General features: G+C 62.8%; 14 protein-coding genes. 8 read left to right on the top strand and 6 right to left on the bottom strand.

What is annotated here, in order from left to right; all coding sequences use genetic code 11:
• The first annotated feature begins 20 nt into the window (after positions 1 to 20).
• Both ACEW7X_RS08410 and ACEW7X_RS08405 read left to right on the top strand, forming a co-directional pair.
• A complete protein-coding gene (locus tag ACEW7X_RS08410) occupies positions 21 to 944 on the top strand; it encodes a YicC/YloC family endoribonuclease (RefSeq protein WP_068372411.1) in 924 nt (307 codons plus the stop codon).
• 376 nt (positions 945 to 1,320) lie between these two features.
• Positions 1,321 to 2,238, top strand: coding sequence for a lysine exporter LysO family protein (locus ACEW7X_RS08405; protein ID WP_257740905.1), 918 nt, complete (start codon positions 1,321 to 1,323; stop codon positions 2,236 to 2,238).
• Between the two features lie 65 nt (positions 2,239 to 2,303).
• Here the strand turns inward: ACEW7X_RS08405 and ACEW7X_RS08400 are convergent, their stop codons facing one another.
• Positions 2,304 to 3,053 carry an SDR family oxidoreductase gene (locus tag ACEW7X_RS08400; protein WP_253102808.1) on the bottom strand — a complete coding sequence of 250 codons (750 nt, stop codon included), beginning with the start codon at positions 3,051 to 3,053 and terminating at the stop codon, positions 2,304 to 2,306.
• Positions 3,054 to 3,168: 115 nt separating this feature from the next.
• Between ACEW7X_RS08400 and ACEW7X_RS08395 the strand changes: the two genes are divergently transcribed.
• Positions 3,169 to 3,555 (top strand): winged helix-turn-helix transcriptional regulator, encoded by a 387-nt coding sequence (locus ACEW7X_RS08395; RefSeq protein ID WP_068372420.1) that lies wholly within the window; start codon positions 3,169 to 3,171, stop codon positions 3,553 to 3,555.
• A 201-nt stretch (positions 3,556 to 3,756) separates the two neighbouring features.
• Here the strand turns inward: ACEW7X_RS08395 and ACEW7X_RS08390 are convergent, their stop codons facing one another.
• The 4 genes from ACEW7X_RS08390 to ACEW7X_RS08375 form a co-directional block, all read right to left on the bottom strand.
• Positions 3,757 to 4,404 carry an OmpA family protein gene (locus tag ACEW7X_RS08390; RefSeq protein ID WP_127774161.1) on the bottom strand — a complete coding sequence of 216 codons (648 nt, stop codon included), beginning with the start codon at positions 4,402 to 4,404 and terminating at the stop codon, positions 3,757 to 3,759.
• A gap of 222 nt (positions 4,405 to 4,626) precedes the next feature.
• Positions 4,627 to 4,992 (bottom strand): pyrimidine dimer DNA glycosylase/endonuclease V, encoded by a 366-nt coding sequence (locus tag ACEW7X_RS08385; protein WP_420177894.1) that lies wholly within the window; start codon positions 4,990 to 4,992, stop codon positions 4,627 to 4,629.
• The gene (locus ACEW7X_RS08380) at positions 4,989 to 5,603 is read right to left on the bottom strand and encodes a response regulator transcription factor (RefSeq protein ID WP_240733345.1); all 615 of its coding nucleotides are present in this window, start codon (positions 5,601 to 5,603) and stop codon (positions 4,989 to 4,991) included. Before ACEW7X_RS08380 ends, ACEW7X_RS08385 begins: the two co-directional genes overlap by 4 nt.
• An 82-nt stretch (positions 5,604 to 5,685) precedes the next feature.
• Positions 5,686 to 7,752, bottom strand: a complete 2,067-nt coding sequence (locus ACEW7X_RS08375) for a sensor histidine kinase (protein ID WP_339137036.1) — start codon at positions 7,750 to 7,752, stop codon at positions 5,686 to 5,688.
• A 121-nt stretch (positions 7,753 to 7,873) separates the two neighbouring features.
• Here ACEW7X_RS08375 and ACEW7X_RS08370 point away from each other — a divergent pair, with 121 nt between their 5' ends.
• The 3 genes from ACEW7X_RS08370 (at position 7,874) to ACEW7X_RS08360 (ending at position 10,901) form a co-directional block, all read left to right on the top strand.
• Positions 7,874 to 8,866: a TRAP transporter substrate-binding protein gene (locus tag ACEW7X_RS08370; RefSeq protein ID WP_068372433.1), complete on the top strand. Its 993-nt coding sequence runs from the start codon at positions 7,874 to 7,876 to the stop codon at positions 8,864 to 8,866.
• Positions 8,867 to 8,961: 95 nt separating this feature from the next.
• On the top strand, positions 8,962 to 9,579 hold the full coding sequence (locus ACEW7X_RS08365) for a TRAP transporter small permease (protein ID WP_068372435.1): 618 nt from the start codon (positions 8,962 to 8,964) through the stop codon (positions 9,577 to 9,579).
• Entirely contained in the window at positions 9,576 to 10,901 is a 1,326-nt protein-coding gene (locus ACEW7X_RS08360; protein ID WP_068372438.1) for a TRAP transporter large permease, read from the top strand. Before ACEW7X_RS08365 ends, ACEW7X_RS08360 begins: the two co-directional genes overlap by 4 nt.
• 148 nt (positions 10,902 to 11,049) lie before the next feature.
• On the opposite strand, the gene ACEW7X_RS08355 is transcribed toward ACEW7X_RS08360, so the two are convergent.
• Positions 11,050 to 12,678 carry an acyl-CoA synthetase gene (locus ACEW7X_RS08355; protein WP_134838407.1) on the bottom strand — a complete coding sequence of 543 codons (1,629 nt, stop codon included), beginning with the start codon at positions 12,676 to 12,678 and terminating at the stop codon, positions 11,050 to 11,052.
• Between the two features lie 209 nt (positions 12,679 to 12,887).
• On the opposite strand from ACEW7X_RS08355, the gene ACEW7X_RS08350 reads away from it, so the two are divergent.
• Complete coding sequence (locus ACEW7X_RS08350) at positions 12,888 to 14,816, top strand: sensor histidine kinase (protein WP_083969650.1); 1,929 nt, start codon at positions 12,888 to 12,890, stop codon at positions 14,814 to 14,816.
• 13 nt (positions 14,817 to 14,829) lie between these two features.
• Entirely contained in the window at positions 14,830 to 15,477 is a 648-nt protein-coding gene (locus ACEW7X_RS08345) for a response regulator transcription factor (protein ID WP_068372444.1), read from the top strand.
• Positions 15,478 to 15,519: the final 42 nt, after the last annotated feature.

Below are 15,519 nucleotides of genomic sequence, written 5' to 3'. Positions count from 1 at the left end.
CATTTTTTCAAGGTAGTCGCATGATCCAAAGCATGACCGCCTTCGGCAGCGCCAACGCCGAAGCCAGCACCGCCACCCTGTCGGTCGAACTCCGTAGCGTCAACAGCCGTTTTCTCGACCTGCATTTCCGCATGCCGGACGAGTTGCGCCAGATAGAAGCGCCGCTGCGCGAACAGATAGGCAAGGCATTGCAGCGCGGCAAGGTCGAAATCCGCGTGGCCTACGCCCGCCGCAGCACCAGCCGCAGCAGTACGCTGGACGCAGATTTCCTGGCCCAGGCGGCAGCCCAGCAGGCGCTGGCGCGGGAATACTTCCCCAACCTGCGCGAACCCGGCCTCAATGAGCTGTACGCGCTGCAAAGCCAGTTGCAGGCGCCTGCGGCCCCTGACGAACAGGACTGGCCTGCCGCAGCGCTGGCTGCAGCCTCTGATGCCCTGGCCCAGCTGCGCCAGAACCGCCAGCGTGAAGGCGAACGCCTGCGCGCGATCATGCAGCAGAATGCTGCCGCCATCCACGCCACCGTGGTGCAGGTGGAAGCCGCCATGCCGGCCATCCTCGAGCACTATCGCCAACGCCTGGCCGACAAGCTGCGCGAAACCCTGGAACAAGCCGCGCCCGGCGGCTTCGCGCAGATCAGCGGCACCGAACTCAGCGAACGCCTGGCGCAGGAAACCACGTTGTTCAGCCTGCGCGTGGACGTGGCCGAAGAACTTGCCCGCCTGAAAACCCATCTGGCGGAACTGGAAGAAATGCTTTCCGGCCGCCAGGATGCCAGCACCAAGCGTGGCAGCCTGGGCAAGCGCCTGGACTTCCTGTTCCAGGAAATGAACCGCGAAGCCAACACCCTGGGTTCCAAGGCCGGCGACATCAGCGTGACGCAGGCCGCAATGGACCTGAAACTGCTGATCGAACAACTGCGCGAACAGGCCGCCAATCTGGAATAATCCCGCGCTGCCTGACCGGTGCGGCGGCAAGCGTCCCTAAAAAATGCCCCCACCGGTTGTTGCCCGCCGCCGTTGCCTGCATTGCTGGCCGCACCGGCCTTTTTACCTGCACCGGAGCGCCGTTCATGCATCGCTTGTCACCGCTTGCGCCTGGCTGAGGCCTGACGCACTCACGCCTGTCTTTTTCTTCTGTTATTTTGATGGCCCGCCACATTTGCGCTGGCCTTATCCGCCATTCTGCTACCTTGCCTGTACTGACTTTCGACTTCCGCCTGACTGCTGCTGTCCGCCCACACGCTACCGTGTCCGAGCCAACGGCTTTATCGCATGCCACAACCGGCCAGATGGCTACATCCCCTTTCACGGCGGCCCTGCCATGACCGCCCTCTCCTCTCTGATGCCGATTGTCGGCGCGCTCGCCGGCGGCTGGGCCGCCAGCCATGTCTTGCCGCGCACGCTGCGGCACTGGCTGATACGGTTGATCGGCCCGCTGGTCTGGCTGCTGCTGTTTCTGATCGGCATGGAATTCGGCGCCGTGCTCTCGTCGGCCGAAGCGCTGGGCAGCGCGCTCTACACAGCCGGCGTACTGGCCTTGTTCACCACCCTGGTGCCATGCCTGCTGATCTGGCTGCTGATACGGCGCACCCGAGGCAGCTCAACGGCGCCGCGCCGCGAAGCCAATACCGCCACGTTCTGGCAACCAGTGAAAGAATGCGGCATTGCCTTGTCCATGGTGGTGCTCGGGGGGCTGGCCTTTACCTGGATGCCCGCCAGCATTGCGCACGCCCATCCGTTGCCATCGAGCTGGACGCTGCTGTTGGTTCTGATCGTACTGGTCGGCATCGACCTGGGTCAGGTCGACCTGAAAGGCCGGCTTTGGTCATTCAAGGCCTTCGCCATCCCGCTGCTGGTCGTGCTCGGCTCGTTGCTGGGCGCCTGCGCTGCCGCCTGGGCGACCGGTGAAAATCTTCAGGTCGCGCTTGCGCTGGCGTCGGGCTTCGGCTGGTTTTCGCTGTCCAGCGTCATGATTGGCGAGGCCCTGGGCCAGAACTACGGCACCATCGCCCTGATGACCGACTTGCTGCGTGAGCTGCTGGCCATTGTCATCCTCTATATGGCCGGCATGCATTATCCGCTGCCCGCCGTCGGCAGCGCGGGCGCTACCGCCCTGGACACCACCTTGCCCATCGTCAAGCAGACCTGCGCGCCGGATATTGTTCCCCTGGCACTGGTGAGCGGTTTCATCCTGACCGTGCTTGCGCCCTTCATGATCATGGTATTCCTGGCGCACTGAACTCATGTCAGCCGGGGCGCCGCCGGTCGAGGACGGCACAGCCCGGTATCGCCGGCTTGCCTGGACTACAGGTTCGCCACCCCGCCATCGACCAACAATTCGGTCCCGACCATAAAGCGCGATTCATCGGCTGCCAGGAACACTGCCGCCTGCGCCAACTCCCAGGGCGTGCCCATGCGGCCGATGGGCACCAGCCGCCGGATCTCTTCCTGCATCGCGCTTTGCTGGCCGGCCGAAAGCCCCAGCTTTCCCAGCGCCGGGGTTTCCGTCGGCCCCGGGCTCAGCCCGTTTACCCGGATACCGCGCGGCGCCAGCTCCGCCGAAAGCGTGCGGGCCAAGGACAACAGGCCGGCCTTGCTGGCAGCGTACGCGCTGCTTTGCGGCAAACCGATATGAGCGCTGGTCGAGCCGCACAGGATGACGGAAGCCGGATCGGCCAGCAAAGGCAGCAAAGCCTGGATCAGGAAAAACGGCCCCTTGAGATTGGTCGCCATCAGGCGCTCCCAAGCCGTCTCATCCCAATCCGCCAGCGGCCGGTGAGTGACGTCCCCTGCGTTGGCGTAGACCACATCCAGACGCGGCCAGTGCTGCGCCAGGATGCCTGCCAGCGCCTGCTGGCTGCGGACGTCCCCTGCGTCGGAAACCAGCGCCAACACCTCTTCTCCCAACACCTGCTGCGCCTGTGCCAGCGCCTGGGCGTTACGCCCGGTAATGGCAACCTGCGCGCCTTCGGCCATGAACTGTCTTGCCGTTTCCAGGCCGATACCGCTGCTGCCCCCGGTGATCAGGGCATATTTCCCTTGCAACCTATTCATTTGCGCTTCCTTTTTCAAAGAGTGGAAGGCCTATTTTTCCTTCTATAGTATCCTTTGCATAGTAGGCACCAATTTGATACTAAAATACCAACCAGCTACTTATGGAACATTCGCCATGCCCATGAACCCAGAAATCCGCACGCCAGCGAAGGCTGCCAGCGATGGCTTGCCAGCTCCCTGCCCCATGGTGAGTTTCGTCAAGCTGGTCTCCGGCAAATGGGCCATTCCCATTCTCTACCGGCTCATCATCATCGGCGGCGCAGTCCGCTTCAGCGAACTGCAACGCGCCGTGGCCCCCATCACCCAGAAGGAACTGACCCGGCAATTGCGCTTGTTCGAACAACGAGGCCTGGTAAGCCGTCGTATTTATGCCGAAGTGCCGCCCCGGGTCGAATACAGCATTACCGAACTAGGCCTGTCGCTGCGCCCCACGCTGGACTCCCTGGCCGGCTGGATGCGCGAAAACGGCATGAAGCTCGCCGCGCAGGACCACCACGATTAAGGCCTGTTGTGATACCGGCGAAGCCGCGCAACCGGCGGCGCACGAACGACTCAGCACAGAGCCCCCACACTGCTCCTTCGGCTTGCTGCCCCCCAAGGGGACGTTCTTGTCTTGAAGTCGGGCAAAAAAAACGGCCCTGCAAGGGCCGTTTCCCATGGTTTTCCCACGCCGACCCGAATATGCCCAGGCCAGCGCGCCGATTTATTGCTGCACGGCGTACAGGTAGATTTCCACGCGGCGGTTCGCAGCGCGGCCTTCTGCCGTGTCATTGCTGGCGACCGGGTCGCTGAAGCCACGGCCTTCGATGGTGAGATCGCCCGGCGCCACGCCACGTTGCTGCAAATAGGTCGAAACGCTCTGGGCACGTTCCACCGACAGCTTCTGGTTATAGGCGGCGGAACCGGTGTTGTCCGTATTGCCGATGACCTTGGCGCGCACTTCCGGATGTTGAACCAGTGCACGGGCGACGCTGTCGAGCACCGGCAGCAAGGCAGGCTGCAGGGCCGCGCTGCTGGACGTAAAGCCGGCGCTGGCGGGAATATTGACCTTCAAGGTGCCATTGGGCTGCTCGGTAACATCAATACCCAGGCCGGTGGCGCCCGACTGCTCGACGTCCTGCTTGATGCCCCCCCAGTTGTAGCCCACCACGCCGCCTGCCACGGCACCGATACCGGCGCCGATCAGCGCAGCCTTGCTGCTGTCGCCGATCAGCGCGCCGACGCCGGCGCCCAATGCGGCACCTGCACCACTGCCCAGCAGCGTATTGTTCTGCTGCTGTGACGCGCAGCCAGCCAGCAGGATCGCAGCGAGCGCTGCGGCAGCGAGTTTACCGTTATGACCTTGTTGCATAGCGTGGATCTCCTTAGCCAGTGGGGCCAGCGGGCGGATTGCTCGCCGGCAGCAGATAAGCCGTTCAAGGATAACCTGATATGCACGGATGCTGTCACTCGGGGGCAAGCAGCATTCACCAAGTTTCACATTCCGCCAAAGCGAAAGCCACGCCGCTACGCATATGGACCAGTGCCAGGCGCGATACCGCAAGTACGACGCCTGGCCATGGCAACCGCGCTCTCAGCCGCCGCGCTCCTTGATACGCTGACGATTCAATGCCAGCGCCTCGGCATCGGGGCTCCAGGTGCCCCAGCAATCGGCGGGAATATCCGCATGCGCCTCACGCAGGCTGGCAGTGAAGTTGGGCTTGTAGCCACGCGCCTGCATTTCACGCACCAAGGCATCGTAGCGATCTGCCAGGTAACCCAGGCGGCGGTAGAAGAACAGCACATGGCCGGTCCCCAGTACATACTGGTCCTGGCGCCGTGGGTCGCCCCGCTCGCGCGCCTTGCGCGCCAGGCCGAAGACCCGGGGCAGTTCGCGGTATTCGGCTACCAGGTGCTGCTGGCTGAGTTCTTCCACCGGTACGCAATTGATACGTGTCATGCGCCAGGCTCCCGGTCCTGCCAATCGTCGGCACCAAACAGGCGGGCCAATTCCACGACATTGCGCGCACCCATTTTTTCCAGGATGCGGGCGCGATGCACTTCCACCGTGCGCATGGAGACGCCCAGCTCATCCGCGACCTGCTTGTTGAGCAGGCCAGCCAGGATTTTCTCCAGCACTTCCCGTTCACGCATGGACAAGGTAGCGACCTTCTGGTCGCGGTCCAGGGTGCGCAGGCGTTGCTCGCGCTGGCGCCGGCCATGCCTGATGGCGTCCAGCACGCGGTCTACCAGATCGTTATCATTGAACGGCTTTTCGATGAAATCGACGGCACCGCGCTTGAGCGCATCCACGGCCATGGGCAAGTCGCCATGGCCGGTCAGGAACACCACGGGCTGCAAGGCGCCACGGGCCTGGAGATGGTCAAACATTTCCAGGCCCGACATGTTCTGCATGCGAATGTCCAGCAGGATACAGCCCTCCAGCGCCGCGGACCACGCTTCCAGGAAAGATTCGCCCGAGCTCCATGTCTGCGTCGCGATGCCGCGCGAATAGAACAGCCAGGCCAGCGAATCCCTGATGGCCGCATCATCGTCCACGATATGTACCAGCACGTCCTTATCCTCTGGCTGGGGTGCCGGGACGGTTGTGCCGCCTGGCTCTTCCCGCATGCCCTTGTCCTGCCCCCTGACTTCACTCATCCCTATCGTCCCTTGTGTCGCTGCTGCCGCCGGCGTCCTGCTCCGCCAGTGTTGCGGATGCACCTTCTGCACCATGCCATGCGGGCAGGGAAAACAGGAATACCGCGCCACCGCCGGCCCGGGCCTCGAACCAGAGCTGGCCATGATGTTGTTCCAGGATGGAGCGGCAGATATTCAGCCCCATCCCCATGCCTGCCTTCTTGGTTGTTGCAAACGGCGTGAAAATTCTTTCCATCATTTCAGGGGCAACGCCAGCGCCGTGGTCTGCGACCGATACGATACAACAGTCGTCCTGGTACTCCAGGCCAATATCGACCACGCCATCCGGCACGCCGTTTTCCAGCGTCGCCTCGATTGCGTTGCGGATCAGGTTCAGCAGCACCTGCTCGATCAGGACCGGGTCCACCCGCACTGGCATGCTCGCCACCGGCGCCGGCTGGCAGCGCAGCAGCACGCCCTGGCGCCTGGCATCGGCCTCGGCAAAGCCGACGGTGTCGCGGACCAGCCGTGCCAGGTCACCCTGTTCGCGTACTGGCTCGCGCTTGCGCACGAAGTCATGGATACGTCGGATGATCAAGCCGGCCCGACGGTTCTGCGCCGCCAGGTTTTCCAGCAAAGTGGCCAGTACCTGGCGGTCAGCCCCTCCCTTGGCCAGCAGGTTCTGGCAACTGGCGCAGTAGCTTGCGATGGCCGCCAGCGGCTGGTTCAGTTCATGCGCCAGCGTCGATGCCATTTCACCCATGGTGATCAGGCGGCCGGTCTGCTGCAGGCGGTCCGCCTGGCGGCTGGCCTGGGCCTCCGCCTGACGCCGGTCGGAAATATCAAGGATGGAGGCCATCCAGCCCACGTGCACTCCTTTGTCGTCGATCAGGGGGGCTTCATAAACCATCACCTGAATGGACACGCCGTCGCGGCGCTGGAACACTGTCTCGAAACTGTGCGCCCTGGGCACGCTGTGCTGCGCCAGGTGGCGCTGCTGGATTTCATTGAGCATGTCCGGACGCCACCATGGCATGGGCGGCATCATGCCTATGATTTCCTCGGCGGGCCAGCCAACCATGCGGCAAAACGCCGGGTTGGCGAACAGCAACTTGCCATCGAGCGCACGCGCCCGCAGGCCGACGGTCACAGAGTCCTGCATGGCCTGCCGGAACAGCTGTTCATTGCGCAAGGCCTGCTCGGCCTGGCGCCGCCGCTTGAAATGCAGCGCCAGCAAGCCCAGGTTCACGACTGTCAGCAAAGCCAGCCCGACAATACCGGCAATCAACAGCATATGCAGCGGATTGCGGGGCGCCCGGTAAGGCGCCAAGGTGAGGAAAATGCCATGGAACGGCGGGTCGAAGGACATCGAATGCTGCTGGCTGCCAGTCGGCTCGCCAACCGCATTGGATTTCTTGACGAGGGGTTCACCATCCAGTCCCGTCAGGGATACCTGATAATGCTCGGCGATCCACCAGGGCACTTGCGTGGCCAACAGCTCATCGAGCGCCAGCGTGGCTTCAAGCAGCCCAGTGCTGCCATCTTCGCGATTGACCGGCAAGCGCAGGAAAGACAGCAACCTGCCCTCCTGCTTGCGGGGCGGACTCCAGGCCGGTGACGCCACGCCCAGCAAGGACCAGGCGTCACGCGGCGGCCGGTCCAGGGCCGCCCCGGCATCGGCCAGGCCATGAGGCGGCACGGCCGCACGAACCTCACCTTGCTCATCGAACCAGGTAATCTGCAGCAGTTCCGCGTGATTGGCAACCAGATGACGCATGCGCGACAGGGAGTCCTTGTCGATGGCCTGCGGCTGCACGGCCAGGTCCGCCGCAAGGCGCAGCAGATTATCCTGATGCGTGCCCAGCTGGAACCGCAGCGCCTGCTCTACCCACAGGGTGTCCCGCAAGAGATTCACATGCAGTTCCTGGCGCCGTTCTTTTTCCGTCATCCACAGAAAAAGCCCGATCAGCACGCTGATCATCAGGATGGCAACCAGCGGCGCCGCCGACGCCAGCCCGTCCAGGGGCCGCCGCCACAGCCCGCCAGACTGCGAAGGAAACAGGGGGTCTTCTTTAGACACTTCGGAAATCCACAATAGCGACCGGGAAATGATCCTTTTATTCTCCCCCACTATCCCCGTTTGTTTCAAAAGATAAATTCAGGGAAACCCGTCACAGGGAACAATAACCAAGGAGGAAACAATGAAAATTCGCCTTTCCATGGCGTTCGCCGCCGCTATGATGTTCGCCAGCGCCGGGGCTTATGCCCAGGCCCCCATCACCATCAAGTTCAGCCACGTCGTGGCGCCCGACACGCCCAAGGGCAAGGGCGCGGAACGTTTCAAGGAGTTGGCGGAACAGTACACGGATGGAAAAGTAAAGGTCGAAGTCTATCCCAACTCCCAGCTCTACAAGGACAAGGAAGAACTGGAAGCCCTGCAACTGGGCGCAGTGCAGATGCTGGCGCCCTCGCTGGCGAAGTTCGGCCCGCTGGGCGTGCGCGAATTCGAAATTTTCGATCTGCCCTACATCTTCCAGAGCAAGGATGACCTGCGCAAGATCACCGATGGTGACGTCGGCAAGAGCCTGCTGGCCAAATTGGAGCCCAAGGGCATCACTGGCCTGGCCTACTGGGATAACGGCTTCAAGGTCATGAGCGCCAACACGCCCATTCACACGCCGGACGATTTCCTGGGCCTGAAGCTGCGTATCCAGTCCTCCAAGGTGCTGGAAGCCCAGATGAAGGCGTTGGACGCCGTGCCCCAGGTCATGGCCTTCTCCGAGGTCTACCAGGCGCTGCAGACCGGCGTGGTCGATGGCACGGAAAACCCGCCGTCGAACATGTACACCCAGAAAATGCACGAAGTGCAGAAGCATGCCACGTTGTCCGACCACGGGTACCTGGGCTATGCGGTGATCGTCAACAAGAAATTCTGGGACGGCCTGCCCGCCGATGTGCGTGAGCAGCTCGAGCGCGCCATGAGCGAAGCCACGACCTACGCCAACGATATCGCCCAGAAGGAAAACGACGATTCCCTGGCGGCGATGAAGGCCTCCGGCAAAACCACGTTCTACGAGCCCACCGCCGAAGAGCGCCAACAATGGATCGACACTCTGCTGCCGGTGCACAAGGAAATGGAATCGCGCGTGGGCAAGGACACGCTGGAAGCCACCTACAAGGCCCTGGGCCGCTGATTTTTTCTCAGGAAGGCTGGCCCTCCCGGCCAGCCGTCATCTGAATGCGCCGGGGACACCCGGCGCTTTGATTCCAGGTTCCCTGGGAGTTTTCCATGTTCCTACGTCTACTCGACCGTTTCGAAGAAACTTTCGTGTCGTTCCTGATGGTGGCCGCCGTGCTCATCATCTTCGTCGCTGTCTGCCAGCGCTACTCCGTCGGCCTGGTCGCCGATGTCGTGGCCTGGGCGCGCGTCAACGACTACCCCTCCCTGATGGCCAATGCCCGTTCCCTGTACCGTTCGCTGACCAACATCAACCTGCTGTGGGCCCAGGAGCTCTGCATCTATCTGTTCGTCTGGATGGCCAAGTTCGGCGCTGCCTACGGCGTACGCCTGGGCATCCACGTGGGCGTCGATGTGCTGGTCACCAAGGTTTCCGAACCCATGCGCAAGACGCTGACCGTCATCGCCCTGCTGTCGGGCGCGCTCTTCACTTTCATCGTCGCCTGGATCGGCGCCAGCTTCACCTGGGATATCGGCCACACCAATCAGGTCTCGGCCGACCTGGAAGTCCCTATGTGGATTGTTTACCTCGCCGTGCCCCTGGGTTCGTCGCTGATGTGCTTCCGCTTCCTGCAGGCGCTCTACAACTACCTGCGCACCGGCCAGCTGCCGCACCACGTGCCTGGCCACGACGACGAGCAAGATAGCCCCGAAGGAGCCGCAGCATGACCACCTTCATTATTTTCGCGCTGCTGATCGTCCTGCTGCTCACCGGCATGCCGGTGTCCATCGCGCTCGGCCTGACGGTGATCACTTTCCTGTTCACCATGACCAACGTGCCCATGGACAGCATTGCGCTCAAGCTGTTCACAGGCATAGAGAAGTTCGAGATCATGGCGATCCCGTTCTTCATCCTGGCCGGCAGTTTCCTGACGCACGGCGGGGTGGCGAAACGGATGATACGCTTCGCCACCGCCATGGTCGGCCACCTGCCCGGCGGCCTGGGCCTCGCAGCCGTGCTGGCCTGCGCCCTGTTCGCGTCCATCTCCGGCTCGTCGCCGGCCACCGTCGCAGCCATCGGCTCCATCATCATGCCGGCCATGGTCAAGCAAGGCTTCCCGGCCCAATTCGGTACCGGCATCGTTGCCACTTCCGGCGGCCTGGGCATCCTGCTGCCGCCCTCCATCGTGATGGTGATGTACGCGGTTGCCACCAGCGGCATGATGGTCGAGGGTCCGGACGGCGCGCGCATCGCATCGGCCTCTATCGGCCAGCTCTTCATCGCCGGCGTGATTCCCGGCCTGTTGCTGGCGCTGATGCTGGGCATCACAACCATGTACCGCGCCTGGAAGTACAAGTACCCGCGTCAGGAAAAGGCCAGCTGGAAAGAACGCTGGGTTGCTTTCCGCGATTCGATCTGGGGCCTGATGCTGGTCGTCATCGTCATGGGCGGCATTTATACGGGCGTATTCACCCCGACCGAAGCCGCCGCCATGAGCGCGGTCTATGCCTTTGTCATCGCCATGTTCGTCTACAAGGACATCAAGTGGCGTGACCTCAAGCGCATCATCCTGGAATCGGCGGGCATGAGCGCGATGCTGCTCTATATCATCACCAATGCCGTGATGTTCGCCTTCATCCTGACCTCGGAACAGATCCCGCAGAACATTGCAGCCTGGATCGTTGAACAGGGCCTGGGCATCGTCGCTTTCCTGCTGTTCGTCAACGTGCTGCTGCTCATCATCGGCATGGTGATGGAGCCTTCCGGCCTGGTGCTGATCATGGCGCCTATCCTGTTCCCCGTCGCCATGAAGCTGGGGATCGACCCGGTGCACTTCGGCATCATCCTGGTGGTGAACATGGAAATCGGCCTGGCGACGCCGCCAGTCGGCCTCAATCTGTATGTGGCGTCCAGTATTTCCAAGCTGGGCCTGACGGACGTGACCAAGGCCACGTTCCCGTGGTTGATCACTGGGCTGATCTTCCTGATGATGATCACCTTCATCCCGGAAATCACGCTCTGGCTGCCGCGCATGACAGGCTGGCTGTAGCGCCTGGCCGCAGGCGTCTTGCCGGCACAGAGGGCATGCATGCCCTGCCTTGCCGGCAAGACGCCCAAGCAACGAAAAAGCATGGCGGTCTTGCGACCGCCATGCTTTTTTTCCAGGCAACAAGGCCAGGCATCCTCGGGATGGCGTGCTACAGCGTCCTGGCGCGGCCGCTGAGAACAAACTTCTGTATTTTCCCGGTGGATGTCTTGGGCAACTCGGAAAACACCACGGTTCGGGGTACCTTGAAGCCGGCCAGGTGCTCGCGGCAGAACGCGATCAGTTCGCTTTCCGTCACCCCGTCATGATTGGGCTTGAGCGTCACGAACGCGCACGGCGTTTCTCCCCATTTGTCGTCCGGCCGCGCTACGACTGCAGCTTCCAGCACGGCCGGATGACGATACAGGACGCCTTCCACTTCGATAGTGGAAATGTTCTCGCCGCCGGAAATAATGATGTCCTTGAGCCGGTCCCGAATTTCCACGTAGCCATCCGGATGCCAGACCGCCAGGTCTCCGGTATGGAACCAGCCGCCGGTGAAGGCCTCCGCCGTGGCGGTCGGATTTTTCAGATAGCCTTTCATCACGGTATTGCCACGCATGAAAATCTCGCCCATGGTCTGGCCATCCCGTGGCGTGGGCGCCAAAGTCTTGGGGTCGGCCACCATGACGCCTTCCATGGTGGGATAGCGCACGCCCTGGCGCGCCTTGATGACCGCGCGCTGCTCCAGCGGCAATTCATCCCAGGCCTCGTGCCAGGCGCAGACCACCACAGGGCCGTAGACTTCCGTCAACCCGTACACATGGGTCACGCTGATACCCATTTCCTCCACTGCGCCTATGACTTTGGCCGGGGGCGCAGCACCCGCCACCATGGCTTTCACCGGATGGTCGATGGCCGCCTTGGCGGAATCCGGCATGTTCACCAGCGCATTGAGGATAATGGGCGCACCACAAAGATGGCTTACCTGTTCGTCACGGATCAGCGTCAGTATCTTCTGCGGATCCACGCGACGCAGAAACACGTGGGTTCCGGCCAGCGCGGTGATCGTCCAGGGATAGCACCATCCATTACAGTGGAACATCGGCAGAGTCCACAGATAGACGGGATGGTTGCCCAGGTTCCAGGTCATCTGGTTGCCCATGGCATTGAGGAAGGCCCCGCGGTGGTGATAGACCACGCCCTTGGGGTTGCCAGTGGTACCCGAAGTGTAGTTAAGCGAGATCGCCTGCCATTCGTCCTGCGGCCACTGCCATTCGAATGCCGGGTCGCCCTCGGCCAGCAGCGCTTCATAATCCAGGTTGCTGACCGGCTGGCCTTCGCCATACTCCGGATCATCCACATCGATCACCAGCGGACGCTGGGCGGGTGCCAGCATACCCAGCGCGGCATGCACCACCTCGTGGTATTCCCGGTCCGCAATCAGCACCCTGGCTTCGCCATGTTGCAGCATGAATGCAATGCTCTCCGCGTCCAGGCGCACGTTCAGGGTATTGAGCACCGCGCCTATCATCGGCACACCGAAATGCGCTTCCAGCATGGCAGGAATGTTGGGCAGCATGACGGCCACCGTATCGCCCTGCCCCACGCCGCGCCCGGCCAGGGCCGATGCCAGGCGCCGGCAACGCGCATAGGTTTCGGCCCAGTTCCGGCGTATGGCGCCGTGCACAACAGCCGGGTATCCCGGATAGATGCTCGCGGTCCGTTCGATGAAATTCAGCGGCGTGAGTGCGATATGGTTGACCGGATGCGGGGCAAGGCCATCCTCGAAAATCGACATGCTTAACTCCTCCAGGAAAACAGGGTGGCGGCTGCCGACAACATGGTTTTGCCATTGCCGCTAGTTCTGGAAAAGTTTATATACCCCTGCAAAGATATATGATATTAGTACCAACGCCATATAGAACAATAACCATATAAACCTGAAAAAATAAAAACAATATGGAAGAACTACCATATTCGGAGACACTCCCTGTTGCGACACACCCTATGGCTTCACCGGCAAATATCTCCTCGGCCGTGAATCTGTCCAGTTGGCTGCAATTGCAGCGGCAGGCGGCGCCGCTGGCCATGAAGGCCGAGCTGCTGGCGCGTTCGCTGCGCCAATGCGGCGGCATAGGACGCGTGTTCTACCTGGCCTGGCAGACGCAATCACGGACTTACCTGCAGATCGGCGACCACCATCTCCCCCCCGGCCAGGGCGACCCCCTGGCGGCGAGCGATCAGACACTGCATGCCACCATGCAGCACACGCCGCGCCTGACGCTGGCCGCGCTGCGCGAACTGCCCTGCTGGCTGGCGGGCCGGCTGCGCCGCGCAGGCATGGAGCATGGCCTGGCGCTGAGCCTGCCGCTGGAAGCCGGCACGCCGGGCCTGTTGCTGGTAGAGCTGGACGGCGCCGAGCGCAGCGACTGGCTGGCCTGGATGCATGACGCCCTGCTGGCACTGATACAGGAACCTGCCACTCCCCAGGGCCCACCGTTGCTGGCAACAGACCCTCGCCCCTCCCTGCTGCTGGACGGCGATGCAGGATTGCATGCTATGAACCCGGCCTTGCTGGCCTTGCTGGGCGAGGCCCCCCTGTCCGGCTTTGCGCGTTGCCTGCCGGTCAACTATGCGCACATCGTGCGCGCCTGCCTGGCACAAGGCCGCGCCATCGAGCACCAGGAAGCCAGCATGGGAGACCGGCTGCTGCTATGGAGTTTCATTCCCGACCGCGCCAACGGCCTTGTGCTGGCGCGCGGCCGGGATGCCACGCAGGAACGCCGGGAAGCACGCGAAGCCGCGCGTTCCCGCAGGCTGTACCGCCTCATCACCGAGAACACGACCGACCTGATCGCCCGCCACGACCCGGAAGGCGCGTTCCTGGATGCATCGCCCGCCTCCTGGACGCTACTGGGCTATTGGCCAGAAGAACTGCGCGGCCGCAACCTGCGGGAACTGCTGCATCCGCAGGACGCAGGCCTGCCGTTCGATCTGGGCCAGGCTGCCCTGGTCGATGACGGCTACCACACAATGACTTACCGGCTGCGCCACCGCAACGGCCATTACCTCTGGTTCGAAACGGCCAGCCGCGCCATCCGCGATACCTATACCGGCGCAGTCGTCGAAACCATCAGCGTATTGCGCGACATCACGGCGCGGGTTCAGGCGGAAGCCAACAAGCGCCGCCTGGAAGACGAGCTGGCCCATACCAGCAGGCTGATCACGCTGGGGGAACTGGCGTCTGGCATCGCCCACGAAATCAACCAGCCGCTGGCGGCGGTCATGAACTATGCCGGCGCCTGCCAGAACTACTTGCGGGGGCTGGGCAGCAACCCCCAGGCGGCCAATCGCGTCCAGCAAGGGCTGGCGCGCATCAGTGAACATGCGGCGCATGCCTCGGCCGTCATCCGGCGCCTGCGCGCTTTTCTGCGCAAAGACCAGCGCCGCGTGCAGGCCATGGACGTGGGCGACGTCGTGCAGGAAGCCATCCACCTGTGCGCCTGGGAAGCCGACCAGCATCAGGTCATCATAGACGCCATACCCACGGCAGGCCTGCCATCGGTTTATGCCGACCGCGTGCTGTTGCAGCAAGTCCTGTTGAACCTGCTGCGCAATGCCATCGACGCCAACCGCGAACGGCATCCCGGCCAGGCCTCCAGGGTCGTCGTGGATGCCTCGGCCTGCCACCAGGACGGCTACCTGCGCGTGCGGGTGCGCGACCAGGGCCCGGGCCTGGATCAGGAGGCGCAACGCAAGGTTTTTACGCCGTTCTATACCAGCAAGCAGGCCGGCCTGGGGCTGGGCCTGTCGATGAGCCGGAACATTGTCGAGGGTTTTGGCGGGGAGCTGGATATCGTGGAAAATGGCCCCGCCGGCCTGACCATGGAATGCCGCCTGCCCCTGCGCCAGGAAACGCCGGCACAATCAAAATAAGGAGACTGGCCACATGCAGGATGCCGCAACACAAATTGTCTATGTCGTGGACGACGATCAGGGAATGCTGGATTCCACCGTCTGGCTACTGGAATCGGTAGGCCTGAAAACCTTGCCCTTTACCTCGGGGCAAGCCTTTCTGCAGGCCTGCCAGGCGACGGACGATGCCTGCGTACTGCTTGATGTCCGTATGCCCGGCCTGGGCGGCCTGGGCGTGCAGGAGGAAATGCGACGGCGCGGCCTGGATCTGCCCGTGATTTTCGTCAGCGGCCATGCCGATGTACCCATTGTCGTGCGCGCCTTCCGTGCCGGCGCCTTCGACTTCATAGAAAAACCCTATAACGAACAGCTGTTGCTCGACAGCGTACAGCAGGCGCTCAATCGCCGCCCACGCCAGGCGGCCGAGCCGGCGGCAAGCGAAGCCCACACCGCGCTGCAGGCGCGGCTGGCCAGCCTCACGCCGCGCGAGCGTGACGTATTCCTGCCCCTGGCACGAGGCTACAGCAACGGCGAGATTGCGCGGCAGCTCAACATCAGCATCAAGACCGTCAATCTGTACCGCGCCCGCGTGATGCGGCGCATGCAGGCCCGCTGCCTGCCGGACATCGTCGGCCAGGCCATTGCCGCCGGCCTGCTCGATCCGCTGGATCTGCGGGCCTGACCCCGGGTGGCAGAAGTTATAGAATGGCCGCACTTCAAACCC

This window comes from Kerstersia gyiorum (genome assembly GCF_048595715.1).
Classification (GTDB): domain Bacteria; phylum Pseudomonadota; class Gammaproteobacteria; order Burkholderiales; family Burkholderiaceae_B; genus Kerstersia; species Kerstersia gyiorum.
This window is presented reverse-complemented; position numbering and strand designations above follow the sequence as displayed.